This window comes from Paenirhodobacter sp., assembly GCF_041916475.1.
Taxonomy (GTDB): domain Bacteria; phylum Pseudomonadota; class Alphaproteobacteria; order Rhodobacterales; family Rhodobacteraceae; genus Rhodobacter.
This window is the reverse complement of record NZ_JAYRZN010000010.1, coordinates 77824-101378: the sequence shown is the minus strand read 5'-3', so window position 1 is coordinate 101378 and position 23555 is coordinate 77824. Positions and strand designations below refer to the sequence as shown.

At 68.0% G+C, this 23555-nt stretch carries 25 protein-coding genes; 9 read left to right on the top strand and 16 right to left on the bottom strand.

Annotation, left to right across the window (positions count from 1 at the left end; all coding sequences use genetic code 11):
- The 5 genes from parC to ACOMG5_RS06260 all read right to left on the bottom strand — a co-directional run.
- The coding region (parC, locus tag ACOMG5_RS06280) for a DNA topoisomerase IV subunit A (protein WP_420342942.1) at positions 1–2246 on the bottom strand (2246 nt) is incomplete at its 3' end.
- Between the two features lie 70 nt (positions 2247–2316).
- Entirely contained in the window at positions 2317–4116 is a 1800-nt protein-coding gene (gene lepA / locus ACOMG5_RS06275) for a translation elongation factor 4 (RefSeq protein WP_420342941.1), read from the bottom strand.
- A 42-nt stretch (positions 4117–4158) separates the two neighbouring features.
- Complete coding sequence (locus ACOMG5_RS06270; protein WP_420342940.1) at positions 4159–4704, bottom strand: biotin transporter BioY; 546 nt, start codon at positions 4702–4704, stop codon at positions 4159–4161.
- Between the two features lies 1 nt (position 4705).
- Positions 4706–5329 carry an energy-coupling factor transporter transmembrane component T family protein gene (locus ACOMG5_RS06265; protein ID WP_420342939.1) on the bottom strand — a complete coding sequence of 208 codons (624 nt, stop codon included), beginning with the start codon at positions 5327–5329 and terminating at the stop codon, positions 4706–4708.
- Entirely contained in the window at positions 5323–6024 is a 702-nt protein-coding gene (locus ACOMG5_RS06260; RefSeq protein WP_420342938.1) for an energy-coupling factor ABC transporter ATP-binding protein, read from the bottom strand. Before ACOMG5_RS06260 ends, ACOMG5_RS06265 begins: the two co-directional genes overlap by 7 nt.
- A 103-nt stretch (positions 6025–6127) precedes the next feature.
- Between ACOMG5_RS06260 and ACOMG5_RS06255 the strand changes: the two genes are divergently transcribed.
- Together ACOMG5_RS06255 and ACOMG5_RS06250 are read left to right on the top strand one after the other, a co-directional pair.
- Entirely contained in the window at positions 6128–6316 is a 189-nt protein-coding gene (locus tag ACOMG5_RS06255) for a heavy-metal-associated domain-containing protein (RefSeq protein ID WP_420342937.1), read from the top strand.
- A gap of 167 nt (positions 6317–6483) precedes the next feature.
- Complete coding sequence (locus tag ACOMG5_RS06250) at positions 6484–6780, top strand: hypothetical protein (RefSeq protein WP_420342936.1); 297 nt, start codon at positions 6484–6486, stop codon at positions 6778–6780.
- On the opposite strand, the gene ACOMG5_RS06245 is transcribed toward ACOMG5_RS06250, so the two are convergent.
- A complete protein-coding gene (locus tag ACOMG5_RS06245; RefSeq protein WP_420342935.1) occupies positions 6765–7214 on the bottom strand; it encodes a low molecular weight protein-tyrosine-phosphatase in 450 nt (149 codons plus the stop codon). The genes ACOMG5_RS06250 and ACOMG5_RS06245 overlap by 16 nt on opposite strands.
- Positions 7215–7239: 25 nt before the next feature.
- Between ACOMG5_RS06245 and ACOMG5_RS06240 the strand changes: the two genes are divergently transcribed.
- Both ACOMG5_RS06240 and rpmB read left to right on the top strand, forming a co-directional pair.
- On the top strand, positions 7240–7935 hold the full coding sequence (locus ACOMG5_RS06240) for an NAD-dependent deacylase (RefSeq protein ID WP_420342934.1): 696 nt from the start codon (positions 7240–7242) through the stop codon (positions 7933–7935).
- A gap of 127 nt (positions 7936–8062) precedes the next feature.
- On the top strand, positions 8063–8350 hold the full coding sequence (gene rpmB / locus ACOMG5_RS06235) for a 50S ribosomal protein L28 (protein ID WP_420342933.1): 288 nt from the start codon (positions 8063–8065) through the stop codon (positions 8348–8350).
- 53 nt (positions 8351–8403) lie between these two features.
- Here the strand turns inward: rpmB and ACOMG5_RS06230 are convergent, their stop codons facing one another.
- From ACOMG5_RS06230 to ACOMG5_RS06210, 5 genes are read right to left on the bottom strand one after another with little or no spacing between them, the layout of a single operon-like run.
- Positions 8404–9189, bottom strand: a complete 786-nt coding sequence (locus ACOMG5_RS06230; protein ID WP_420342932.1) for an SPOR domain-containing protein — start codon at positions 9187–9189, stop codon at positions 8404–8406.
- A gap of 1 nt (position 9190) precedes the next feature.
- Positions 9191–9823, bottom strand: coding sequence for a uracil phosphoribosyltransferase (upp, locus tag ACOMG5_RS06225; protein ID WP_420342931.1), 633 nt, complete (start codon positions 9821–9823; stop codon positions 9191–9193).
- A gap of 9 nt (positions 9824–9832) precedes the next feature.
- The gene (locus ACOMG5_RS06220; protein ID WP_420342930.1) at positions 9833–11044 is read right to left on the bottom strand and encodes a phosphopentomutase; all 1212 of its coding nucleotides are present in this window, start codon (positions 11042–11044) and stop codon (positions 9833–9835) included.
- Positions 11041–12363 carry a thymidine phosphorylase gene (locus ACOMG5_RS06215; RefSeq protein ID WP_420342943.1) on the bottom strand — a complete coding sequence of 441 codons (1323 nt, stop codon included), beginning with the start codon at positions 12361–12363 and terminating at the stop codon, positions 11041–11043. Before ACOMG5_RS06215 ends, ACOMG5_RS06220 begins: the two co-directional genes overlap by 4 nt.
- The gene (locus tag ACOMG5_RS06210; protein WP_420342929.1) at positions 12363–12755 is read right to left on the bottom strand and encodes a cytidine deaminase; all 393 of its coding nucleotides are present in this window, start codon (positions 12753–12755) and stop codon (positions 12363–12365) included. The genes ACOMG5_RS06215 and ACOMG5_RS06210 overlap by 1 nt, the downstream gene beginning before the upstream one ends.
- A 150-nt stretch (positions 12756–12905) precedes the next feature.
- Between ACOMG5_RS06210 and ACOMG5_RS06205 the strand changes: the two genes are divergently transcribed.
- The 3 genes from ACOMG5_RS06205 to ACOMG5_RS06195 all read left to right on the top strand — a co-directional run bounded on the left by ACOMG5_RS06205 (position 12906) and on the right by ACOMG5_RS06195 (position 18906).
- On the top strand, positions 12906–15185 hold the full coding sequence (locus ACOMG5_RS06205; protein WP_420342928.1) for an NADP-dependent malic enzyme: 2280 nt from the start codon (positions 12906–12908) through the stop codon (positions 15183–15185).
- A gap of 217 nt (positions 15186–15402) precedes the next feature.
- Positions 15403–17295, top strand: a complete 1893-nt coding sequence (locus tag ACOMG5_RS06200) for a propionyl-CoA synthetase (RefSeq protein WP_420342927.1) — start codon at positions 15403–15405, stop codon at positions 17293–17295.
- A gap of 294 nt (positions 17296–17589) precedes the next feature.
- Positions 17590–18906 carry a sigma-54-dependent transcriptional regulator gene (locus tag ACOMG5_RS06195; protein WP_420342926.1) on the top strand — a complete coding sequence of 439 codons (1317 nt, stop codon included), beginning with the start codon at positions 17590–17592 and terminating at the stop codon, positions 18904–18906.
- Between the two features lie 9 nt (positions 18907–18915).
- Here ACOMG5_RS06195 and ACOMG5_RS06190 read toward each other — a convergent pair whose 3' ends face one another.
- Positions 18916–19677 carry an NAD kinase gene (locus tag ACOMG5_RS06190; RefSeq protein WP_420342925.1) on the bottom strand — a complete coding sequence of 254 codons (762 nt, stop codon included), beginning with the start codon at positions 19675–19677 and terminating at the stop codon, positions 18916–18918.
- 174 nt (positions 19678–19851) lie between these two features.
- Here ACOMG5_RS06190 and glyA point away from each other — a divergent pair, with 174 nt between their 5' ends.
- Complete coding sequence (gene glyA, locus ACOMG5_RS06185) at positions 19852–21144, top strand: serine hydroxymethyltransferase (protein WP_420342924.1); 1293 nt, start codon at positions 19852–19854, stop codon at positions 21142–21144.
- Between the two features lie 55 nt (positions 21145–21199).
- On the opposite strand, the gene ACOMG5_RS06180 is transcribed toward glyA, so the two are convergent.
- Complete coding sequence (locus ACOMG5_RS06180) at positions 21200–21568, bottom strand: hypothetical protein (protein WP_420342923.1); 369 nt, start codon at positions 21566–21568, stop codon at positions 21200–21202.
- Positions 21569–21645: 77 nt separating this feature from the next.
- Here ACOMG5_RS06180 and ACOMG5_RS06175 point away from each other — a divergent pair, with 77 nt between their 5' ends.
- A complete protein-coding gene (locus ACOMG5_RS06175) occupies positions 21646–22419 on the top strand; it encodes an alpha/beta fold hydrolase (RefSeq protein ID WP_420342922.1) in 774 nt (257 codons plus the stop codon).
- Here the strand turns inward: ACOMG5_RS06175 and ACOMG5_RS06170 are convergent.
- The 3 genes from ACOMG5_RS06170 to ACOMG5_RS06160 form a co-directional block, all read right to left on the bottom strand.
- Complete coding sequence (locus tag ACOMG5_RS06170; protein WP_420342921.1) at positions 22416–22598, bottom strand: hypothetical protein; 183 nt, start codon at positions 22596–22598, stop codon at positions 22416–22418. The two genes, ACOMG5_RS06175 and ACOMG5_RS06170, sit on opposite strands and share 4 nt — an antisense overlap.
- Before the next feature lie 67 nt (positions 22599–22665).
- Positions 22666–22986 carry a hypothetical protein gene (locus tag ACOMG5_RS06165; protein WP_420342920.1) on the bottom strand — a complete coding sequence of 107 codons (321 nt, stop codon included), beginning with the start codon at positions 22984–22986 and terminating at the stop codon, positions 22666–22668.
- Positions 22987–23080: 94 nt separating this feature from the next.
- Positions 23081–23401, bottom strand: coding sequence for a hypothetical protein (locus ACOMG5_RS06160; RefSeq protein ID WP_420342919.1), 321 nt, complete (start codon positions 23399–23401; stop codon positions 23081–23083).
- Positions 23402–23555: the final 154 nt, after the last annotated feature.

Genomic DNA, 23555 nt, shown 5'->3' with positions numbered 1-23555 from the left:
CGGTTGTCGCGCGGGAAGCCACGCGGCGCCATGCGTCCGGCCGTCGCCCGCTTGGCCAGCCACTCGCCCAGATCGGTCTCCGTCCGGGTCCGCCCGGCCGGATCCTTCCAGCTCAGCCCGTCCGCCAGGCGGAAGGTCACCGCATCCGTCAGCCCGCCATCCTTGAACTTCTGCAGCCGGACGCCCTTGCCCCGCGCCATTTCCGGCAGTTCCTCCAGCGCAAACACCAGCATCTTGCGGTTCTCGCCCACGCAGGCCACATGGTCCCCGCCCGTGGCGCGGCACACCACGGTCCGCGCGCCATCACGCATGTTCAGCACCTGCTTGCCGGTCCGCGTCTGCGCGATCAGCTCTTCGGCCGGCGCAATGAACCCGTCGCCATCCGACGAAGCCAGCAGGTATTTCTCCCCGGCCCTCGGCACCAGCACATGCGTCACCTCGACCTCGTTCGGCAGATCGACCATCAGCCGCACCGGCTCGCCCATGCCGCGCCCGCCGGGCAGGTTCGCGCCCAGAACCGTCCAGGCCCGCCCGTTCGAACCCATCAGCACGATCCGGTCGGTGGTCTCCGCATGCAGCGCAAACCCGGGCCCGTCGCCGTCCTTGAACTTCACCTCGGCATCGAGCGGCTGATGCCCCTTCATCGCCCGGATCCAGCCCATCCGCGACAGGATCACCGTGATCGGCTCGCGCTCGATCATCGCCTCGATCGGCACCTCCACGACCTCGCCCGCGGTATCGAAGACGGTGCGGCGCTTGCCCATCGCGGTGCCCTTGCCGAAGGCCTTGCGCACCTCGCCCAGCTCCTGGGTGATCTTCTTCCACTGCGCGGGCTCGGAGGCCAGCAGCGCCTCCAGATCCGCGCGCTCCGCCAGCAGGCCATCGCGCTCGGTGCGCAGCTCCATCTCTTCCAGCCGGCGCAAGCTGCGCAGCCGCATGTTCAGGATCGCCTCCGCCTGCGCCTCGCTCAGCCGCGCGACGGCCCCGCCCTCGGCCTTCCACGGCTCCGCCATCAGCGCCTGCTTGGGATCGTCCTCGAACCGGATGATCTCGATCACCCGATCGAGGTTCAGATAGGCGACGATATAGCCTTCCAGGATCTCCAGCCGCGTCGCGATCTTCTCCAGCCGGTGCCGCGAGCGGCGGCACAGCACCTCGCGCCGGTGATCCAGAAACGCGCGCAGCACTTCCTTCAGCGAACAGACCTTCGGCACCTTGCCGTCGATCAGTACGTTCATATTCAGGCTGAAGCGGATCTCCAGCTCCGAATTGCGGAACAGCATCCCCATCAGCTGCGCCGGATCCACCGTCTTCGCCCGCGGCTCCAGCACGATGCGCACATCGTCGGCGCTCTCGTCGCGCACATCCGCCAGCGCCGGGACCTTTTTCGTCTCGATCAGCTCGGCCAGCCGCTCGATCAACTTCGCCTTCTGCACCTGATACGGGATCTCCGTCACCACGATCTGCCAGGTACCGCGGCCCAGATCCTCCGTCGCCCATCTCGCGCGCAGCCGGAACGCCCCGCGCCCACTGCGATATGCCTCCAGGATCTGTTCCTTCGGCTCCACAATCACGCCGCCGGTCGGGAAATCGGGCCCCGGGATCAGTCCGACCAGCGCCTCGTCCGACAGGCCCGGATCCCTGATCATCGCGAGGCAGCCGTCGATCAGCTCGTCCAGATTGTGCGGCGGAATGTTCGTCGCCATACCGACCGCAATGCCCGAGGCGCCATTCGCCAGCAGGTTCGGGAAGGCCGCGGGCAGCACGATCGGCTCTTCCAGCGTGCCATCGTAGTTCGGTCGGAAATCGACCGCATTCTCCGCCAGCCCCTCCAGCAGCACCTCCGAAGGCGCCGCGAGGCGGGCTTCGGTGTAGCGGCTCGCGGCCGGGTTGTCGCCGTCGATGTTGCCGAAGTTGCCCTGCCCGTCCACCAGCGGATAGCGCATCGCGAAATCCTGCGCGAGGCGCGCCATCGCATCATAGATCGCGGCATCGCCATGCGGGTGATAGTTCCCCATCACATCGCCCGAGATCTTCGCCGATTTCCGGAACCCGCCCGTGGAGCTGAGCTTCAGCTCGCGCATCGCGAACAGGATGCGCCGGTGCACCGGCTTCAGCCCGTCGCGCGCATCGGGCAGTGCGCGGTGCATGATCGTCGAGAGGGCGTAGGTCAGGTAGCGCTCGCCGATCGCGCGGCTCAGCGGCTCGGAATGGGTCGAGGGCGGGGTGTCGTCGTGCTCGGTCATATCCGGGGTGTAGAGCGCCCCGCGCGCCCGGGCAAGCCGCGAAACGAAACGGCCCCCGAAGGGGCCGCCGTCAATCGTCCATCTTCAGCGCGGAGATGAACGCGGATTGCGGGATCTCCACCTTGCCGAACTGGCGCATCTTCTTTTTCCCGGCCTTCTGCTTTTCCAGCAGCTTCTTCTTCCGGGTGGCGTCGCCGCCGTAGCACTTCGCGGTCACGTCCTTGCGCATGGCGCTCAGGGTCTCGCGCGCGACCACCCGCCCGCCGATCGCAGCCTGGATCGGGATCTTGAACATGTGCCGCGGGATAAGCTCCTTGAGCTTTTCCACCATCGCCCGGCCGCGGCTTTCGGCGCGGTCGGCATGGACCATGATCGACAGCGCATCGACCGGCTCGTCGTTCACCAGGATCGACATCTTCACCAGCCGGTCCTCGCGGTACTCGCTCAGCTGATAATCGAAGCTGGCATAGCCCTTGGTCACCGATTTCAGCCGGTCGTAGAAATCGAACACCACCTCGGCCAGCGGCAGGTCGTACACCACCATCGCCCGCGAGCCGGCATAGGTCAGATCGAGCTGGATCCCGCGCCGATCCTGGCAGAGCTTCAGCACATCGCCCAGATATTCGTCCGGCACCATCACCGTCGCCTTGATCCGCGGCTCCTGGATATGGTCGACATAGGTCAGGTCGGGCATGTCGGCGGGGTTGTGCAGGTCGCGCACCTCGCCATCCTTCATGTGCAGCTTGAACACCACCGACGGCGCCGTGGTGATCAGGTCGAGATCGTATTCCCGCTCCAGCCGGTCTCGCACGACCTCCAGGTGCAAAAGCCCGAGGAAGCCGCAGCGGAAGCCGAAGCCGAGCGCGGCCGAGGTCTCCATCTCGTAGCTGAACGAGGCATCGTTCAGCGCGAGCTTTTCGATGGCATCGCGCAGCGCCTCGAAATCGGCGGCATCGACCGGGAACAGCCCGCAGAACACCACCGGCTGCGCCGGCTTGAAGCCCGGCAGCGGCGCCGCGCAGGGCTTCTTCTCATGGGTGATGGTGTCGCCCACCCGGGTATCGCGCACCTGCTTGATCGAGGCGGTGAACACGCCGATCTCGCCCGGGCCGAGCTCCGGGAAATCCACCATCTGCGGCTTCAGCACCGCGAGCTTGTCGATGCCGTAAACCGCGCCGGTCTGCATCATCTTGATCCGGTCGCCCTTGCGGATCACGCCATCCATGACCCGGATCATGACCACGACGCCCAGATAGGGGTCGTACCACGAATCGACCAGCATCGCCTTCAGCGGCGCGTTGCGGTCTCCTTTCGGCGCGGGCAGCCGGGTCACGATCGCCTCCAGCACATCGGGGATCCCGAGGCCGGTCTTGGCCGAGATCGGGATCGCATCCGAAGCGTCGATGCCGATCACGTCCTCGATATTGGCCTTCACCGCATCCGGATCAGCCGCGGGCAGGTCGATCTTGTTCAGCACCGGCACGATGTCGTGGCCCGCGTCGATCGCCTGATAGACGTTCGCCAGCGTCTGCGCCTCGACGCCCTGCGAGGCATCCACCACCAGCAGCGAGCCCTCCACCGCGCGCATGCTGCGCGAGACTTCATAGGCGAAGTCGACGTGGCCGGGCGTGTCGATCAGGTTCAGGACATAGGTTTCCCCGTCCTTCGCCGGGTATTCGATCCGCACGGTGTTGGCCTTGATGGTGATGCCGCGCTCGCGCTCGATATCCATGCTGTCGAGCATCTGCGCCTTCATGTCGCGCGCGGCCACCGTCCCCGTCATCTGGATCAGGCGGTCGGCCAGCGTGGATTTGCCGTGGTCGATATGCGCCACGATCGAGAAATTGCGGATGTGATCAAGCTCGGTCATGGCGCGGCATATATCCAGAAAAACAGGGGCCGGAAAGGGGGCTCAGAGCGGGCGCGACAGCAGCGCGCCGGGGCGGTATTTCGCGATGGTCATCGTCAGCCAGCCGGTGATCACCGCCTTGATCAGGTCGCCCGGAATGAACGGGGTGGAGAGCAGCAGCGCCTCAAGGACGCCCTTCTTCAGGATCGCCATCAGCCCGAGCGTACCGCACAGATAGAGCACCACGATCCCACCCAGAACCGCGCCGAACGCGGCCGCCGCGCCGACATGGCCGGTGGTTTTCTCCACGACGAAGCCGGTGACCCAGGCCGCCGCCAGCCAGCCCACGAGGAAACCCACCGTCGGCCCCGCGAAGACGCCAAGGCCCCCGCGCCCGCCCGCCAGAACCGGCAGCCCAAGCGCCACCAGCCCCAGCACCACCAGCACCGCCAGCGCCCCGCGCCAGCTGCCCAGCACCGCCCCCGCGAGCATCACGCCCAGCGATTGCGCCGAAATCGGCACCCCCGAGGCCAGCGAAATCGGCGGTACGAAGCCGAGCGCGCAGATCAGCGCGGCAAACAGCACGATGAGGGCAAAGTTGCGTTCCATGTCAGTCTCTCCTGTTAACGCGCGCCGGGTTCAACCCTCCTCTGGCGCGCAAAGCCTCTGCCAGATGCTCCGAATCGTCGAGAAGCGAAAGGGTCATCGGCACGATCAGTCTCGGCCCCGGCCTGCGGCGCGACCGCGCCCGCCAGGCCAGAGCCAGAATTTCCATCCGCCCGCGCAGCACCGGCACGAAGCGCAGCACCATCGCCACCGCCAGCGCCGGCAGCCTGGGCGACAAGCCGAACCGCGCCAGTGGCCGCGACAGCCGCTCCACCAGCGCGATCAGATCCGGCAGGGGCGTGGTCAGCGTCACGAAATTGGCCAGCGCCACCATCGCCAGGATCCGCAGCACCAGCACCAGCGCCTCGCGCGGCGTGGCAAGCCAGAGCTGCCACAGCGCGAGAAACCCCAGGATCCAGACCAGCGGCCGCAGCCCCGCGAGCCCCGCGCGCAGCCCGCGCCCGCCCAGCGTCGCATAGAGCGCCGCCACGGCGACCAGCGCGGCACACAGGGGCACCGGCGCCTCCAGCCGCGCAAGCCCTAGCAACAGGAGCGCGAGCGCGCCGAATTTGGCGCCCGCGGGAAGGCGGTGCGCCCAGCTCGTCCCGGGAAGGGCGAGGCTCAGCATGCATCCTCGCGCGCGATCCGCTCCATCGCGGCGGTATAGGCCGGCAGCACCTCGGCCGGAGGACCGTCCGCCGCCACCTGCCCCGCCTCGAGCCAGATCACCCGGTCATAGCCCACGACCCGCAGCGGATCGTGGGTCACCGTCAGCACATTTTGGCCGAGCGCCGCAATCCGCGCCTCGATGCGCAGCGTCGCGGGGAGATCGAGGCTGTTGAACGGCTCGTCGAACAGGATCCAGCGCGGCTCCATCGCCAGGATGGCCAGCAGGCACACCATCTGCCGCTGCCCCTGCGAGAGGGTATGGCACAGCCGCTCCGCCCAATCCGGATGCGCCGACAGCGCGGCCCGCGCGCGCTCCCGGGCGGCGGCGCGGCTCAGGCCCTGCTGCTCGAGCCCAAAGCAGATTTCCTCGATCACCGTCGGGAAGATGATCTGGTGATCGGGGTTCTGGAACAGGATGCCCACCGTATCGAGCGCGCGGCGCCGGTCCCGGCCGACATCGACCCCCGCCACCGTCACCCGGCCCGACTGCGGCGCCAGCAGCCCCGCCGCCAGACGCAGCAGTGTGGATTTGCCCGAGCCATTGCGCCCGACCAGCGCCACCCGGCGCTCAGAGAGCGTCAGGCTCAGCCCCGAGAACACCTGCGTGCCCTCGCGCCTGTAGTGGATATCCCGGATCTCGATCGCATCGCTCATGGCTGCGCTGTTTGACGTGCCAAACGGGCGCGGTCAAACGAAACCGCCATTGACGCGCCCCGCGCCCTGACCGATCTTTCGCGCAACCGATCCGGAGGTGCCCATGATCCTGTCCGTCCCCACCATGACCTGCAACCATTGCAAGGCCAGCATCGAAGCCGCGATCACCGAAGTCGGCGGCAAGGCCATCGTCAGCCTCGAAGACCACGAGGTCGAGGTCAATGGCCTGCCCGAATCGACCGTGCTGGCGGCGCTGAAGGCCGCGGGCTACGAGGCCGAGGTGATCGCCTGACCAAAGGTGGTGGCCCGCAGCAGGGCCACCGCAAGCCGTTGCGGCGCACTTCGCCGCAGCACCCTGCCCCCGCAATTCGTTGCGTTTTCACGCAAGAATCGCTAGCATTCCGCGCAATTTCACAAGTGGCGGACCACGCAGCCCGCCCGGAAAACGAGGGCAGCAGTATGAAGACATCCCTGATCGTGATCGCGGGGCTTCTCGCGGCGGGCACGGCCCATGCGGGCGCGATCGACTCGGCCTGCATGAAATACGCCGGGCGGGCCAATGCCGCCACCTGCGGCTGCATCCAGCAGGTGGCCGATTCGACGCTCAGCCGCTCGGACCAGCGCCGCGCCGCGGGCTTCTTCAAGGACCCGGACAAGGCGCAGGAAGTGCGGATGTCGCCGAGCCAGGCCGACAACGATTTCTGGGCCCGCTACAAGGCCTTCGCCGAGACCGCGGAAGCCTACTGCACGCGCTGAACGCGGTCCAGCAGCGCGCGCGACCCGGCCTCGATGATATCAAGGCAGCCTTCGAAATCGCGCGTGTAATACGGATCGGGCACTTCGCGCAGGCCGGTCTCTCCGTCGAGGAACATCTCCAGCCGCGCCCGCGCGCCTTTGGGCGCGATCTCGGTGGCATCACGCAGGTTGCGCTCATCCATGGCCAGGATCAGATCGAACCGGTCGAAATCCTCGACCGCGATCCGGCGCGCGCGCAGGCCGGCCAGATCATAGCCCCGCAGCCGCGCCGCGACCTGCATCGGGCCATAGGGCGCCGAGCCGGTATGCCAGCCGCCGGTGCCCGCACTGTCGAGCTCGACCGACAGCCCGGCCTTCGCGGCCATATCGCGGAACACGCCTTCGGCGGCGGGGGAGCGGCAGATATTGCCCAGGCAGAGAAACAGGATACGCATGGGGCGGATATAGCAGGAGGAGCGCATGGCGAGAATCGTTGTCCTGACCGGAGCGGGGATTTCCGCCGAAAGCGGCCTGCGCACCTTCCGCGCAGCGGACGGGCTCTGGGAGGAGCACCACATCGAGGACGTGGCCACGCCCGAGGGCTTCGCCCGCGATCCGGAACTGGTGCTGCGCTTCTATAACGCGCGCCGCGCGGCGGCCGCGGCGGCCACGCCCAATGCCGCGCACCGCGCGCTGGCGCGGCTGGAGGCCGACGGGCGGCATGAGGTGCTGATCGTGACCCAGAACGTGGACGACCTGCACGAGCGCGGGGGCTCGCGCAGCCTGATCCACATGCATGGCGCGCTCACCGGGGCGCTCTGCGCGCGCTGCGGGCACCGCTGGACGGCCCCGGCAGTGATGCGGGTTTCGGACCCCTGCCCCGCCTGCGCCCGCCCCGCGGCCCGTCCCGATATCGTCTGGTTCGGCGAAATGCCCTACCGGATGGAGGAGATCTGGCAGGCGCTGCGCCGTGCGGACCTGTTCGTCTCGATCGGCACGTCGGGGAATGTGTACCCGGCCGCCGGCTTCGTGGCCGATGCCGGGCATGCCGGCGTGGAGACGCTGGAGCTGAACCTGGAGCCCTCCGCGGGCTCACGGCTGTTCGATGCGGCGCGCCATGGCCCGGCCACGCGGATCGTGCCCAAATGGGTCGCGGAAATGCTGGGCGAAGCATGAATCGCTTGACGCGGGGTGGCTTTGCCCTTATGCCCCGCGAACGAATTCAGAGGCGCTGCGGGTCTGCGGCGCACGTAGTGTTGGAATAGGGCGGACACGCGCCCCGAGGAAACGAAGGATAAACGCCATGTCGCGCGTCTGCGAACTGACCGGCAAGGGCCCGATGTCGGGCAACAACATCAGCCACGCGAACAACAAGACGCGTCGCCGCTTCCTGCCGAACCTGAACGAAGTCACCCTGATCTCCGACGTGCTCGGGCAGTCGTTCAAGCTGCGCATCTCGGCCGCTGGCCTGCGCTCGGTCGACCACCGCGGTGGCCTCGACGCCTATCTGATGAAGGCGAGCGATTCGGAGCTGTCCTCGAACGCGCTGAAGATCAAGAAGGCGATCATCAAGGCCCAACCGGCCGCCTGATCTGCCCTGCACGGCATGCTGAGAGGCACGGGATTTCCCGTGCCTTTTGCATTTCAGCGCAGCTTCGCCTCGGGAAAGCCCTTCCCGCGCAGCAGCTCCAGTGCGCAATCAGCGCCCTTGGCATCGAACGGGCCGGAGAAGATCAGCTCCAGCTCCTTGCCCCCACGCTTCAGGCGCGAGGTGGCGACGGGCAGGTTCAGCGCACGGATCCGCTCCTTCACCTTCTGCGCATTCGCCGGATCGCCGAAAGCGCCAATCTGCACGAATTTCTCGGCGCTGGCGGCGGCCTTGGGCGCGGCACGACGCGGCTTTTGCGGCGCGCTGGCCGCCACCGGATGGCGCAGCGCAATCTCCAGCAGCACCACCCCCGCAGCCTCTCCGCGCAGCGGCCCGGCCCCGGGCGCCACACCCGAGACGCGAAGGCCCGCCACACCGGCACGGTTGATGAAGCCCACCGGATCGTCCACCTCGGGCGAACAGCGCATCACCACCCGTCCATCCGAAAGCGCATAGCGCTGCGCCAGCGCGGGCTGGTTCGGGCAGCTGGTGAGGGCGCCCGGCAGCGTGCGCATATCGGTGATGATCGTCTCCGGCGGCCCTCCGGCTGCGAAGGGCCCCGGCATCCGGGGCGCGCTTCCCCCCGTGGGCGCATAGCCGCACAGGGGCTGGCCGTCGCGCGTCAGCCGCGCCTGCCAGCCGCCCGCACCGTCGCGCCGGAACACGCAGCCCGCACTGTCCACATATTGCGCCCCGGCAAAGCCCGCAGGCGGCGGCTCGGTCGGCCCGGCCAAAGCGGGCAGTGCCGAGACAAGGACGATCGCCAGACCCCGCACCAGCACCCTATTTCGTCCCGAACATCCGGTCGCCGGCGTCACCCAGCCCCGGCACGATATAGCCGTGATCGTTCAGGCATTCATCCACCGAGGCCGTCACGATCGGCACGTCCGGATGCGCGGCGCGCATATGCGCCACCCCTTCCGGCGCGGCCAGCAGGCACAGGAAGCGGATGTTCTTCGCGCCGCGGTCCTTCAGCATCTGCACCGCCGCGGCGGAGCTGTTGCCGGTGGCCAGCATCGGATCCACCACGATCACCATCCGCTCGTCGAGCATCGGCGGCACCTTGCAGTAATACTCCACCGGCTGCAGCGTCTCCGGGTCGCGGTAGAGGCCGATGAAGCCGACACGCGCCGCCGGGATCAGCTCCAGGATCCCGTCCAGCAGCCCGTTCCCCGCGCGCAGGATCGAGACCAGCGCGAGCTTCTTGCCCTCCAGGATCGGGGCGTCCATCTCGCACAGGGGGGTTTCGATGCGCTTTTGCGTGACCTCCAGCCCCCGGGTGACCTCGTAGGCCAGAAGCAGGCTGATTTCGCGCAGCAGCTGCCGGAAGCTCGCGGTGGAAGTGTCCTTCTCACGCATCAGCGTGAGCTTGTGCTGCACCAGCGGGTGATCCACCACCGTCACGAAATCGTCCATCTGCATCCCCTATAAGAAACTGCGCCCAGGCCCCTCGGGAGCCAGCCCGAGATGCGCGGCGACCGACGCGCCCACATCCACATAACCCACATGCCCCACGTCTTTCAAACCGAAGCCGTGGCCCAGCACCGGCACGCGCTCGCGCGTGTGGTCGGTGCCGGTGAAGGTCGGGTCGTTGCCATGGTCCGCGGTGAAGATCGCCAGGTCCCCGGGGCGGAGGCGCTGCAGGAACAGGCCCGCCTGCGCGTCGAACCATTCCAGCGCCCGCGCATAGCCCGCCACATCGCGGCGATGGCCATAGAGGCTGTCGAATTCCACGAAATTGGCGAATGTCAGGCTACCCTCCTCGGCGGTGTCGGCCAGATCCAGCAGATGCAGCATCAGCGCGGCATCGTCCTTGCCCTTGTGCAGCTGGCCGATGCCGCGGCCGGAGAAAATATCGCCGATCTTGCCGATGGCATGGGTCGCGCGCCCGGCGGCCTGCGCGCGGTCGAGGATCGTGGGCGCGGGTGGCGCGATGGCGAAATCGCGCCGGTTCGGCGTGCGGATGAACTGGCCGGGCCGCCCGGTGAAGGGCCGCGCGATCACCCGGCCCACGCGCATCGCATGCAGCACCGGGGCAATTTCGCGGCAAAGCGTCAGCAGGCGCTCCAGCCCGAAAGCCTCCTCATGCGCGGCGATCTGGAACACGCTGTCGGCCGAGGTATAGCAAATGGGCCAGCCGGTGCGCAGATGCTCCGCGCCGAGGCGCTCGATGATGGCCGTGCCGGGCGCGTGGCAATTGCCGAGGATGCCATCCGTGCCCGCCGCGCGCGCCACCTGCGCCACCAGATCCGGCGGAAAGCTGTTCTCGGTCTCGCGGAAATAATGCCACTCCCAGGGCACCGGCACGCCGGCCAGCTCCCAGTGCCCGGAGGGCGTATCCTTGCCGCGCGAGAGTTCGGTGGCCGCCCCCCAGAGCCCCTGCGGCGCAGCCCCCAGCCCCGGCGCCGTGCCTCCCGAAGCCAGCCGCACCGCCGCGCCGAGCCCGAGCGCATCCAGCACCGGCATGCGCAGGGGTCCGCTGCGCCCGGTATCGGCCGCCCCCGCCGCGCAGGCCTGCGCGATATGCAGGAGGGTGTTCGCGCCCGTATCCGGCGTGGTGTCGTTGAAGAACGCCCCTGCATCCGGCGCCCCGCCGATGCCCACGCTGTCCATCACGATGAGGAAGGCGCGGCTCATGCGGCCGCCTCCGGCCCGATCCGCTCATGGATCAGCGGCGGCTCTTCGGGTGGCTCGTCCTGCAGCCGATAGGCCGCGCAGATCGCCGCGACCGCCCGCTCGGCCTCCGCATCGCTCCCCGCATGGACGAGCGCCAGCGGCTCACCCTCGGCCATCTCCTCGCCGATGACGGCAAGCCCGGTAAGCCCGACCGAAGGATTGACCCGGTCGCTCGCGCGCAGTCGGCCGCCGCCCAGCCGCACCACCGCCTCGCCGAGCGCCCGGCCATCCACGGCCGCGACGAAGCCCGCGCGCGGGCTCGGCACCGGGGCGATCACCCGCGCCGCGGGCAGGCGGTCCGGATAGCGCTCGATGAAATCCACAGGCCCGCCGAGTGCGGCCACCATCCGCCCGAAAATCTCCGCCGCGCGCCCCGATTCGAGCGCATGGTCGATCATCGCCGCGCCTTCGTCGAGGTTGCGCGCCCGGCCGGCCAGCGCCAGCACCTCGCCCCCAAGCGCCGCCGTCACATCCCACAGCGCCTCGTTCACCGCCGAGCCGGTGATCGTCTCCATCACCTCCAGCACCTCCAGCGCATTGCCCGCCGAATGGCCGAGGCTCTGGCTCATATCGGTGATCAGCGCCGAGGTGCGGCAGCCGGCGCCATTCGCCGTATGAACGAGCGCGCGCGCGAGGCCGCGGGCCTGCTCCATATCCGGCAGGAAGGCGCCCGAGCCGACCTTCACATCCAGCACCAGCGCATCCAGCCCCGCCGCCAGCTTCTTCGACAGGATCGAGGCGGTGATCAGATCGACGCTCTCCACCGTCGCGGATTCGTCGCGCACCGCATAGAGGCGCTTGTCGGCGGGAGCGATCTCGCCGGTCGCACCGATGATCGCGCAGCCCACATCCGCCACCACCTTGCGCAGCACCTCGATGCCTGGGAATGCGCGGTAGCCCGGGATCGCCTCCATCTTGTCCAGCGTGCCGCCGGTATGGCCGAGGCCGCGCCCCGAGATCATCGGCACATAGACGCCGCAGGCCGCCAGCGCCGGCGCCAGCAGCAGAGAGACACTGTCGCCGATGCCGCCGGTCGAGTGCTTGTCCACCACCGGGCCGGGCAGGTGCCATCGCAACACCTGGCCCGAATCGCGCATGGCGCCGGTCAGGGCGATGCGGCCCTCCTCCCCGATCCCGTTCAGCACCACGGCCATTGCGAAAGCTCCGGCTTGGGCATCGCTCACAGCACCACTGGCCAGCCCTTCGGCAAACCAGCGCGCCGCCTCGGCCCCGATCCCCTGCCCATCGCGCAACGCCGCGATGATGCTGCGCGCATCCATCATGTATGGCTCATGTGGCTCTGGTCGAACCGGCCGGGCAGCAGCTCGGCGATGGTGGTGGCGAATTGCTTGCCCTCGGTCGTGGCCAGGGTGACCGGGGTGGAGCCGGTGCCGAATTCGGCCAGCTTCTGGCGGCAGCCGCCACAGGGCGGCACCGGCTCTGGGCTGTCGGCGATGACGGCGACCTCCACGAGCTCGGTCTCGCCCGCGGCCACCATCGCGGCAATGGCGCCCGCTTCGGCGCAGGTGCCTTCGGGATAGGCCACGTTTTCCACGTTCACCCCGCGATAGATCGCCCCCGAGGCCCCGCGGATCGCCGCCCCTACCTTGAACCGCGAATAGGGAGCATAGGCATTCTCGCGCACCGCGCGCGCCGCATCGAGCAGGGACATTCGGACCTCCGGCTGGTTACGCCGCGAGTCTGCGCCGCCGCCGATTGTGATGCAAGCGGGTCGATCGATGCTTGCCGGGCGGGGCTGCCGGGTCTATTCCCTCAACCGGCAAAATGGTTTAATGCTAAACCAGTTTTCAGGGAGGCCCAGATGGACGAAGCACGGCACGATCAGGCGCGGCATCCGGCGCTGGACTATCACGAGTTCCCCCGCCCCGGCAAACTCGAGATCCGCGCGACGAAGCCGCTCGCCAACGGGCGCGACCTGAGCCGGGCCTACAGCCCGGGCGTCGCCGAGGCCTGCCTGGAGATCAAGGCCGACCCGGCGACCGCCTCGCGCTACACCGCACGCGGCAATCTCGTGGCCGTGGTGACGAACGGCACTGCGGTGCTGGGCCTCGGCAATATCGGCGCGCTGGCCGCGAAGCCGGTGATGGAGGGCAAGGCGGTCCTGTTCAAGAAATTCGCCAATATCGACGCCTTCGACATCGAGGTGAACCAGCCCGATCCGGAAAAGCTCGCCGAACTCGTCTGCGCGCTGGAGCCCTCCTTCGGCGCGATCAACCTCGAAGACATCAAGGCCCCCGATTGCTTCATCGTGGAGAAGATCTGCCGCGAGCGGATGAACATCCCGGTGTTCCACGACGACCAGCACGGCACCGCCATCGTCGTGGGCGCGGCTGCCACCAATGCGCTGCGCATCGCGGGCAAGCGCTTCGAAGACATCAAGATCGTCTCCACCGGCGGCGGCGCAGCGGGCATCGCCTGCCTGAACATGCTGCTGAAGCTCGGCGTGAAGCGCGAGAATGTCTGGCTGTGCGACATCAAGGGGCTGGTCTATCAGGGCCGCAACGAAGAGATGACGCCGCAGAAGGAAGCCTATGCCCAGGCCTCCGATCTGCGCACACTCGATGACGTGATCGGCGGCGCCGACATGTTCCTCGGGCTTTCCGGGCCGGGCGTGCTGACGCCGGAGATGGTCGCGAAGATGGCGCCGAACCCGATCATCTTCGCGCTGGCGAACCCCACGCCCGAAATCCTGCCCGATGATGTGCGCAAGGTCGCCCCCGGCGCGATCATCGCCACCGGCCGGTCGGATTTCCCCAATCAGGTCAACAACGTCCTGTGCTTCCCCTTCATTTTCCGCGGCGCGCTGGATGTGGGCGCCACCACGATCAACGACGAGATGCAGATCGCCTGCATCGAGGGGATCGCGGCACTGGCCCGCGCCACCACTTCGGCCGAGGCGGCAGCGGCCTATAGCGGCGAGCGGCTGACCTTCGGCGCGGACTACCTGATCCCGAAGCCGTTCGACCCGCGGCTGATCGGGGTGGTGGCCACGGCCGTGGCCCGCGCGGCGATGGAATCGGGCGTGGCGACGCGTCCGATCGAGGATCTGGAAGCCTACAGGCGCAAGCTGGAAGGCTCGGTCTTCAAATCCGCGCTGATCATGCGGCCGGTGTTCGAGGCCGCCGCCACCGCCACGCGTCGCATCGTCTTTGCCGAGGGCGAGGACGAGCGCGTGCTGCGCGCCGCCAATGCGATGCTGGAGGAGACGACCGACCGCCCGATCCTGATCGGCCGCCCCGACGTGATCGAGAGCCGCTGCGAGCGCGCGGGCCTGTCGATCCGCCCCGGCACCGATTTCGAGATCGTCAACCCGCAGGACGACCCGCGCTACCGCGACTATTGGGGCACCTATCACGAGCTGATGGCGCGTCGCGGCGTGACGCCCGACCAGGCCCGCGCGATCATGCGCACAAACAGCACCGCCATCGCCGCGGTCATGGTGCACCGCGACGAGGCCGACAGCATGATCTGCGGCACCTTCGGGCAGTATCTGTGGCACCTGCGCTATGTGCGCGAGGTGCTGGCGCGCGGCGGGCTGCACCCGATCGGCGCGCTGAGCATGATGATCCTGGAGGACGGGCCGCTGTTCGTGGCCGATACCCATGTCCATCACGACCCCAGCCCCGAGCAGATCGCCGAGACGGTGATGGGCTGCTCGCGCCATGTGCGGCGGTTCGGGCTGGAGCCGAAGGTGGCGCTGTGCTCGCACAGCCAGTTCGGCAACCTCGACATTGATACCGGCCGGCGGATGCGCGCAGCCCTCGACCTGCTCGACGCGCGCGAGCCCGATTTCGCCTATGAGGGCGAGATGCACGTCGATTCAGCGCTCGATCCGGAGATCCGGCACCGGCTGCTTCCGGCGGACCGGCTCGAAGGCCCGGCGAACGTGCTCGTCTTCGCCAACAGCGACACCGCTTCGGGCGTGCGCAACATTCTGAAAATGAAGGCCGGAGGGCTGGAAGTGGGCCCGATCCTGATGGGCATGGGCAACAAGGCGCATATCGTCACCCCCTCCATCACCACCCGCGGCCTGCTCAATATCTCGGCGCTGGCGGGGACCCCCGTCTCGATCTACGGCTGAGATTCTCCGCCCGCGCCGCCATGGCGCGGGCGAATTTGCAAAAATGCGCGGGGCGATCAGCAGCCCGGACGCGATAACGGAATTTGCAAACATTTGCCTCGGAAGCCCGCAAAAATCTGCAAATTTTCGCGGAGCGCGCCCGGCTGCGACCGGTAACATTCTTGCGCAAATCTTTCACCGCGCCTTACATGCTTGCAAGTCTGGAGGAGACCCAAGCATGACATACAAGGACGTCTATTCCGCCTGGCAAGCCGATCCCGAAGGGTTCTGGATGAAAGCCGCGGAGGCGATCGACTGGGTGGAAAAGCCGTCGAAAGCGCTGTTCGACGAGAACGCCCCGATCTACGAATGGTTCTGCGATGCCAAGGTGAACACCTGCTGGAACGCGGTGGATCGCCATGTCGAGGCTGGCCGCGGCGACCAGATCGCGATCATGCACGAAAGCCCGATCACCCATTCGACCAAGGGGATCACCTACCGGGAGCTGCGCGACCGGGTGGCCTCTCTGGCCGGGGCGCTGCGCGCCAAGGGCATCGAGAAGGGCGACCGCGTCATCATCTACATGCCGATGATCCCCGAGGCGCTGGAGGCGATGCTGGCCTGCGCGCGGCTCGGCGCGATCCATTCGGTGGTCTTCGGCGGCTTCGCGGCCAATGAGCTTGCCGTGCGCATCGACGACGCCACCCCGAAGGCGATCATCGCGGCCTCCTGCGGGCTCGAGCCGGGCCGGATCGTGCATTACAAGCCGCTGCTCGATGCCGCGGTCGAGCAGGCCACCCACAAGCCCGATTTCTGCGTCATCTTCCAGCGCGAGCAAGAAGTGGCGAAGCTGGAAGAGGGCCGCGACGTGGCCTGGCATTCGTTCCAATATGGCGTGGAGCCCGCGGAATGCGTGCCGGTCGAGGGCAATCACCCGGCCTATATCCTTTATACCTCCGGCACCACCGGCCAGCCGAAGGGGGTCGTGCGCTCCACCGCCGGGCACCTGGTCGCGCTCAGCTGGACGATGAAGAACATCTACAACATCGAGGCGGGCGACCGGTTCTGGGTGGCCTCGGATGTGGGCTGGGTCGTGGGCCACAGCTATATCTGCTACGGCCCGCTGATCGCGGGCGCCCAGACCGTGGTGTTCGAAGGCAAGCCGATCGGCACGCCGCACCCCGGCGTGTTCTGGCGGGTGATCCAAAACCAGCGGATCAAGAGCTTCTTCACCGCGCCCACCGCGCTGCGCGCGATCCGGCGCGAAGACCCGGACGGCGAGTGGATCAATCGCTACAAGCTGCACGACCTGCAGGCCCTGTTCCTGGCGGGCGAGCGCGCGGATCCGGATACGGTGAAATGGGCGGAGGAGCATCTCGGCGTGCCGGTGATCGACCACTGGTGGCAGACCGAGACCGGCTGGGCAATCGCGGCGAACCCGCTCGGGATCGAGCTGCTGCCGGTGAAGCCCGGGAGCCCCTCGGTGCCGATGCCGGGCTATGACGTGCAGGTGCTGGACGAGGGTGGCCATCAGGTCGGCCCGGGCACGCTCGGCGCCATCGCGATCAAGCTGCCGCTGCCGCCCGGAACCCTGCCGACGCTGTGGAACGCCGAGGCGCGCTTCCGCAAGAGCTACCTGGAGCACTTCCCCGGCTATTACGAGACCGGTGACGCCGGCTACATCGACGCGGACGGCTACCTCTACATCATGGCGCGCACCGATGACGTGATCAACGTCGCCGGGCACCGGCTCTCGACCGGCGCCATGGAGGAGGTGCTGGCATCGCATCCCGATGTGGCCGAATGCGCGGTGATCGGGGCGGCAGACGAGCTGAAGGGGCAGAGCCCGGTCGGCTTCCTGTGCCTGAAGAAAGGTGCTGCGAAGGCGCCCGAACAGGTGGTGAAGGACTGCGTGAAGCTGGTGCGCGACAAGATCGGCCCGGTGGCGGCCTTCAAGACCGCAGTGGTGGTGGACCGGCTGCCGAAAACCCGCTCGGGCAAGATCCTGCGCGCCACGATGGTCAAGATCGCCGACGGGCAGGAGTTCAAAGTGCCCGCGACGATCGACGATCCGGCGATTCTCGACGAGATCACCATCGCCCTGAAATCAATCGGCTATCCGGCTGCTTGACGGCGCAGCCGATGCGGCGGGCGATTTGGTCCGCCGCATCGGGCTTGCCGGCGCAACATCTGCGGCGAAATTCCCCGATCCGCCGTGCAAATTGCGGTTCGGCCTTGATCTCTACTCCCCGCGTGACACATTGAGCGCAGGGTTACTCATGATTGTATCGGATTTATCAGTGACATTGGCCCAAGTCCCGCGTGCCGGGCGGCCTCGCGGCGCGGCATCTGCGGCCGCCTTTCTCCCTGCTTTGCCCATTCCTTACCGGCCGGCTTCCGGGCGGCGCGGCGGCGGTGGCCGGAGATGAACCAGTTCCCGCACAGTGACCAGGAGACCGAGCCGAAGACCATCCTCGTCATCGACGACATCCCCTCGCTGCGCTCGATCTATCAGGCCTATCTGGCCGATGCCGGCTACAGGCCGATCGCGGCGAAATCGGCGGCCGAGGGGCTGGAGCAGTTCCACCGCTCCGGCGCGCAGGTGGTGCTTCTGGACATGTTCCTGCCGGACAGAGACGGCCTCGACCTGATGCGCGAGATGCTGGATCTGCGCCCCGCCACCGCGGTCGTGGTGGTGACGGCGGACCTCTCGATCGACCGGGCGGTGATGGCGATGCGCTATGGCGCGCGCGATTTTCTGGTGAAGCCGATCAGCGAGGACCGGCTGCTGACCGCGATCGAGAACGCCTGCCTCGCGGTGCAGCGCGCCGAAGCCGCCGCGAACCCGATCGCGCCGGATCCCCCCGGCCCGGGCTTCATCGGCACGTCGCATGCGGTGCGCAGCCTGGTTGCCGCTCTGGGTGCCGCCGCCGAACGCGGCGCCCCGGCGCTGGTGCACGGCGAGGAAGGGACCGGCAAGGAACTTGCCGCGCGCACGATCCACATGCAGCGCCAGGGCGCGGACGCCCGCGATTTCCTGAAGGTGGATTTCGGACTGCTGCCACCGGACCGCATAGAGGACCATCTCTATGGTACCGCGCAGCGTCAGGGCATGATCCGCGCGGCAATCGGCGGCACCCTGTTCCTGCACCGCATTTCCGCTCTGGCCCCGGCGCAGCAGCCGCGCCTGCTCGACGCCCTGCGCGAAGCGCCCGAACTGCGGGTCGTGGCCTCGGCCACCGCCTCCCCGCAGGCCCTGCGCGATCAGGGCCTGCTCGATCCGGAGCTGCATCGCTGGCTGACCGCGGAGGCGATCCGCGTGCCGCCGCTGCGCGAACGGCGCGAGGACATCCTGCCGCTGGCCCAGGCCTTCCTGAAGCGTTTCGCCGCGCGCGAACGGCGCAATTTGCAGCGGATCGCCGGGCGCACCGAGACCCTGCTGATCGAGCATTCCTGGCCCGGCAATGTGCGCCAGCTGATGAGCATCATCCAGGCGATCACGGTCCTGCACGACGGCGATGCCGTCACCCCGGCCATGCTGCCGGAGGAGATGCGGGGGCCCGAACCTGCGGGCAGCCCTACGCCGGAGGCGCTGGCGGGGCTCACGCTGACGGAAATCGAGCGCATCGTGATCGAGGCGGCGGTGAGCCGCCATGAGGGATCGGTGCCCCGCGCGGCGGAGGAGCTGGACGTGGCGGCCTCCACGATCTACCGGAAAATAGGGCTCTGGCGGCGGGACTGAGCGCGCCGCTCAGGCGAACTGCTCGCGCATCAGCCGCTCTTCGAGGCCATGGCCCGGATCGAACAGGATCCGGTGCGCGACCCCCGGCTCCGAGCGCACCTCGACCCAGAGCACAGGCTTCACCGAGCGCGAATCCGCATCGGCCATCACCGGGCGCTTGTCGGCCTCCAGCACATCGAAGCGCACCAGCGCCGAGGAGGGCAGGATCGCGCCCTGCCAGCGCCGCGGCCGGAACGAGGCGATCCCGGTCAGGGCCAGCACGTCGGACCCGATTGGCAGGATCGGCCCGTGCACGGAGTAGTTATAGGCGGTGGATCCGGCCGGGGTGGAGACGATCGCCCCGTCGCAGACCAGCTCCTCCAGCCGCACCCGGCCATTGACCGAAATCCGCAGCTTCGCCGCCTGCGGCCCCACCCGCAGCAGCGAAACCTCATTGATCGCGAGGGCCTCGTGGATGGCGCCATCGGCGGTCTGGGCGCGCATCGCCAGCGGATTGATCTCCGCCTCCTCCGCCGCCGCGAGCCGCGCGGGCAGGTCCTCGGCCACATAATCGTTCATCATGAAGCCGACCGAGCCGCGGTTCATCCCGTAAACCGGCAGCCCCGCCCCGGCATGCAGCGTCTGCAGCATGAAGCCATCGCCGCCGAGGGCCACGATCACATCGGCCGCGCCGATCGGCACCTGTCCGTAGAGCGCCACCAGCTCGGCGAAGGCCGCCTGCGCGGTCTCGCTGCCCGATGCGGTGAAATGGATATGGTTCGGCCTGTTCACGCGCCCCCTCCGGTTTCCCGCACAGGTGTGGCAAGCGCCAATCGGAAACACAAGACACGATCGGGTACGTCCGTGCCGCGCCAAATGCCACTTTGGTCGCTTTGAGCGCTTTCGGATACGCATTTTCTGCGATAAACGAGCCGCGACATTTTTCCTTCGTGCCAGGAGACGGCGATGACTGACCAGCGCGACACCGGCTTTTTCACCGAAAGCCTTGCGACCCGCGACCCCGAGATCTTCAAGTCGATCGAGCTGGAACTCGGCCGCCAGCGCGACGAGATCGAGCTGATCGCTTCCGAGAACATCGTCTCCAAGGCGGTGATGGAAGCCCAGGGCTCGGTCATGACCAACAAATACGCCGAGGGCTACCCGGGCAAGCGCTACTATGGCGGCTGCCAGTTCGTGGACGTGGCCGAGAACCTGGCGATCGAGCGGGCGAAGCAGCTGTTCGGCTGCGCGTTCATCAACGTCCAGCCGAATTCGGGCAGCCAGGCGAACCAGGGCGTGTTCAACGCGCTGCTGCAGCCGGGCGACACGATCCTCGGCATGAGCCTCGATGCCGGCGGCCACCTGACCCATGGCGCGCGCCCGAACCAGTCGGGCAAGTGGTTCAACGCGATCCAGTACGGCGTGCGCAAGCAAGACAGCCGCCTGGATTACGATCAGGTCCGCGCACTGGCCCATGAGCACAAGCCGAAGCTGATCGTGGCGGGCGGCTCGGCCATTCCGCGGCAGATCGATTTCGCCGAATTCCGCAAGATCGCGGATGAGGTCGGCGCCTGGCTGATGGTCGACATGGCGCATTTCGCCGGCCTGGTGGCGGGCGGCGAGCATCCCTCGCCCTTCCCGCATGCCGATGTCGTCACCACGACGACGCACAAGACGCTCCGCGGCCCGCGCGGCGGCATGATCCTGACGAACAACGAAGAGATCGCGAAGAAGGTCAATTCGGCGATCTTCCCGGGGATCCAGGGCGGCCCGCTGATGCATGTGATCGCGGGCAAGGCCGTGGCCTTCGGCGAGGCGCTGCGCCCCGAGTTCAAGGTCTATGCGAAGCAGGTCGTGGCGAATGCGCAGGCGCTCGCGGACGAGCTGATGAAGGGCGGCCTCGATATCGTGACCGGCGGCACCGACACGCATGTCATGCTGGTGGACCTGCGCCCGAAGGGCGTGAAGGGCAATGCGACCGAGAAGGCGCTCGGCCGCGCCCACATCACCTGCAACAAGAACGGCATCCCGTTCGATCCGGAAAAGCCCACGGTGACCTCGGGCGTCCGCCTTGGCACCCCGGCGGGCACCACCCGCGGCTTCAAGGAGGCGGAATTCCGCGAAATCGCCCGGCTGATCGTTGAAGTGGTCGATGGCCTCGCCGCGAATGGCGAAGAGGGCAACGCCGAGGTCGAAGCCGCGGTGAAGGGCAAGGTGGAGGCGCTGCTGAAGCGCTTCCCGATCTACCCGACGCTCTGATTCCGGGCCGCAGCTCCTTCCGGGGGCTGCGGCTTTTCCATGCCCGGAGGCCGGGCTAGAGGAAGCCGCGCCAATGCGCGAGCCCGATCGCCGCAGCCGCAATCACCACCAGCCCGAGCACCACACTCACCGTCACATCCAGAACGAAGCGGCGCGCCCGTGCCCCCGCCCCGATCGGGCGCAGGTATTTCACGCAGGCGGCATGGGCCCGGCCGATCTGCGCCATATCGAGCCGCCGCGCCATCCGCGGCGAGGCCGAGAGCATCTCCGCCTCGGCCAGGATCCCGGCCGCCTTGCGCACCCGGCGCGGCAGCGCCCGCGCGCCATCCACCTGCGCGCGCAGCGTCGGCCCCCGGGCGCCGAGCCGGTCCGCCAGCAGCTGCGAGACCTGCGCGGTCATCTGTCGAATGCGCGTCGTATCCATGGGCGGAGCCTATCCGGCCGGCCTGCGGGCCGCAATCTCCTCTGGCACCCCGTCCCGCGCGGGAGTAGCGTCGCGCCATGCTGCATACCATCGTTCACGGCGAAGACACCGCCGCCCCGCCCCTGCTCATCGTGCCCGGCCTGTTCGGATCCGCCCGCAACTGGGGCGTGATCGCGCGCAACCTCTCCGCCCGGCGCAAGGTGATCGCCGTCGATCAGCGCAATCACGGCAACAGCCCCTGGTTCGACAGCCATACCTACCCGGAGATGGCCGCCGACCTCGCCGAAGTGATCGGGGCCGAAGGGCGCGCCTGTGACGTGCTCGGCCATTCCATGGGCGGCAAGGCGGCGATGACGCTGGCGCTCGGCGATCCCGGGCTGGTGAACCGGCTGATCGTGGCCGATGTGGCACCGGTGCCCTATTGGCATGGCTCCTATCATCTGGGGCTGATCGCGGCGATGCGCGGGCTGAAGATCGACGATCTGACCTCGCGCACCGAGGCGGACCGGCGGCTGGCGCAAACGGTGCCCGACGCGGGCACGCGCGCCTTCCTGCTGCAATCGCTGGAGCTGCGCGACGGGCCGGTGCGCTGGAAGCTGAACCTGGATGCGCTGGAGCGCTGCCTGCCCGATATCCTGTCCTGGCCGCTGCCTGAGGATACCGCGCCCTATACCGGACCGGCGCTGTTCCTGTATGGGACGCTTTCGCCCTATGTCAGGCCCGAAAGCCGCCCGGTGATCGCGCGACTGTTCCCCAAGGCGGAGTTCGCGAGCGTAGAAGCCGGGCACTGGCTGCATGCCGAGCGCCCGCGCGAGGTCGAGGCGGCGGTCGAAGCCTTCCTCGGGCGTTAGCTCAGCCGCTGGAGCTGCCGCGCGACCAGCCAGGCCACCGGCAGGCCCAGAACGAACCCCGCCCCCGCTGCGGCGATCAGCGACCGGGCATCGACCATATTGAGCGTGAGTGCTGCTGTGATCAGCATTCCGGCCAGTGTGGGCCCCACGAGGGCATAGACGATCGAAAGCAGTCGCATGTCTTGGTCTCCGGTATCAGGTCACCGGATATATTATTCATTTTTGTGAATTCGTATTTGATCCCGGTCAAATCGGCGGGCATTTGAGCTGCAGCCGCGCCTCGCCGGTATCGCCCGGAAGGGAGGGCGAGCGCCACGGCCCGGCGGCGGGGCCGGTCACCCGGCAGCCGGTGGCCTCTTCGGCCGCGCGGGTCATCAGGACGGGCACCGCATCGCGCTGGCGCCGGGTCAGAAAGCCCAGGCGAACCACTTCGGCCTGATCCTCCTTCTGGTAGACGACGAAGCGCACCCCTCCGGTGGTCACCTCATGCCGGTCCGCGCCGAAAAACTGTGGCGCAGGGGAATGCCCGCAGCCGGCCAGCAGCAGCCCGAAAACGAAATAGCGCATGGCACCTCCTGCGCGGAGGGTGCCATGTCATGGTTAACGAATTGTTGCCAGGGAACCTGCCCCCCGCCTGACGGCATGAAGGCGACAGGCATCGTTACCAGAAGGCGGGGCCTTTTGCCGGGCCCATGCTGCTCAGCCGGGTCAGGTTGCGCGAGGTATAACGCCCGATCTCGGTCATCCCCGCCGCCAGCACGGCATCGGGCGCCTTGCCCTCGAGCGCCGCCCAGGCCGAAGCCTCCAGCGCCTCGATCGCGGCTTCGGCCTTCTCCACCACCATCCGCGTCACCTCGGAGGGCGGCGTGTCCCAAAGCCCGGCCATGCCCGCGAGCCGCATGGCGATGACGGTCTGCGCTTCGATGCCGATGCGCGTCGCCTGCAATGCGATGGAGATCGGGGTCAAGGGGTCGAAGAACATGGATCGGATCCTTCTTGTTCTGCTACAGGATGGTAGGTTCCGGCAGCGCACCTCCGGAAGCCGACCTCCTCCTGCCGACCGGACCCTTTATGCGCCCATTCGCGATGGACGGAAAGCGCGACCTTCTGGCAATACCCCGCCGCCGCCGCCGCGC

Excerpts from the sequence above, each read along its gene's own strand:
- lepA (WP_420342941.1), bottom strand. The coding sequence starts at position 4,116 with ATGACCGAGCTTGATCACATCCGCAATTTCTCGATCGTGGCGCATATC.
- ACOMG5_RS06270 (WP_420342940.1), bottom strand. The coding sequence starts at position 4,704 with ATGGAACGCAACTTTGCCCTCATCGTGCTGTTTGCCGCGCTGATCTGC.
- ACOMG5_RS06265 (WP_420342939.1), bottom strand. The coding sequence starts at position 5,329 with ATGCTGAGCCTCGCCCTTCCCGGGACGAGCTGGGCGCACCGCCTTCCC.
- ACOMG5_RS06240 (WP_420342934.1), top strand. The coding sequence starts at position 7,240 with ATGGCGAGAATCGTTGTCCTGACCGGAGCGGGGATTTCCGCCGAAAGC.
- ACOMG5_RS06195 (WP_420342926.1), top strand. The coding sequence starts at position 17,590 with ATGAACCAGTTCCCGCACAGTGACCAGGAGACCGAGCCGAAGACCATC.
- ACOMG5_RS06220 (WP_420342930.1), bottom strand. The coding sequence starts at position 11,044 with ATGAGCCGCGCCTTCCTCATCGTGATGGACAGCGTGGGCATCGGCGGG.
- ACOMG5_RS06245 (WP_420342935.1), bottom strand. The coding sequence starts at position 7,214 with ATGCGTATCCTGTTTCTCTGCCTGGGCAATATCTGCCGCTCCCCCGCC.
- ACOMG5_RS06200 (WP_420342927.1), top strand. The coding sequence starts at position 15,403 with ATGACATACAAGGACGTCTATTCCGCCTGGCAAGCCGATCCCGAAGGG.
- ACOMG5_RS06160 (WP_420342919.1), bottom strand. The coding sequence starts at position 23,401 with ATGTTCTTCGACCCCTTGACCCCGATCTCCATCGCATTGCAGGCGACG.
- ACOMG5_RS06260 (WP_420342938.1), bottom strand. The coding sequence starts at position 6,024 with ATGAGCGATGCGATCGAGATCCGGGATATCCACTACAGGCGCGAGGGC.
- ACOMG5_RS06205 (WP_420342928.1), top strand. The coding sequence starts at position 12,906 with ATGGACGAAGCACGGCACGATCAGGCGCGGCATCCGGCGCTGGACTAT.
- ACOMG5_RS06170 (WP_420342921.1), bottom strand. The coding sequence starts at position 22,598 with ATGCGACTGCTTTCGATCGTCTATGCCCTCGTGGGGCCCACACTGGCC.
- ACOMG5_RS06165 (WP_420342920.1), bottom strand. The coding sequence starts at position 22,986 with ATGCGCTATTTCGTTTTCGGGCTGCTGCTGGCCGGCTGCGGGCATTCC.
- rpmB (WP_420342933.1), top strand. The coding sequence starts at position 8,063 with ATGTCGCGCGTCTGCGAACTGACCGGCAAGGGCCCGATGTCGGGCAAC.
- ACOMG5_RS06175 (WP_420342922.1), top strand. The coding sequence starts at position 21,646 with ATGCTGCATACCATCGTTCACGGCGAAGACACCGCCGCCCCGCCCCTG.
- ACOMG5_RS06255 (WP_420342937.1), top strand. The coding sequence starts at position 6,128 with ATGATCCTGTCCGTCCCCACCATGACCTGCAACCATTGCAAGGCCAGC.
- glyA (WP_420342924.1), top strand. The coding sequence starts at position 19,852 with ATGACTGACCAGCGCGACACCGGCTTTTTCACCGAAAGCCTTGCGACC.
- upp (WP_420342931.1), bottom strand. The coding sequence starts at position 9,823 with ATGGACGATTTCGTGACGGTGGTGGATCACCCGCTGGTGCAGCACAAG.
- ACOMG5_RS06180 (WP_420342923.1), bottom strand. The coding sequence starts at position 21,568 with ATGGATACGACGCGCATTCGACAGATGACCGCGCAGGTCTCGCAGCTG.
- ACOMG5_RS06210 (WP_420342929.1), bottom strand. The coding sequence starts at position 12,755 with ATGTCCCTGCTCGATGCGGCGCGCGCGGTGCGCGAGAATGCCTATGCT.
- ACOMG5_RS06215 (WP_420342943.1), bottom strand. The coding sequence starts at position 12,363 with ATGGATGCGCGCAGCATCATCGCGGCGTTGCGCGATGGGCAGGGGATC.
- ACOMG5_RS06250 (WP_420342936.1), top strand. The coding sequence starts at position 6,484 with ATGAAGACATCCCTGATCGTGATCGCGGGGCTTCTCGCGGCGGGCACG.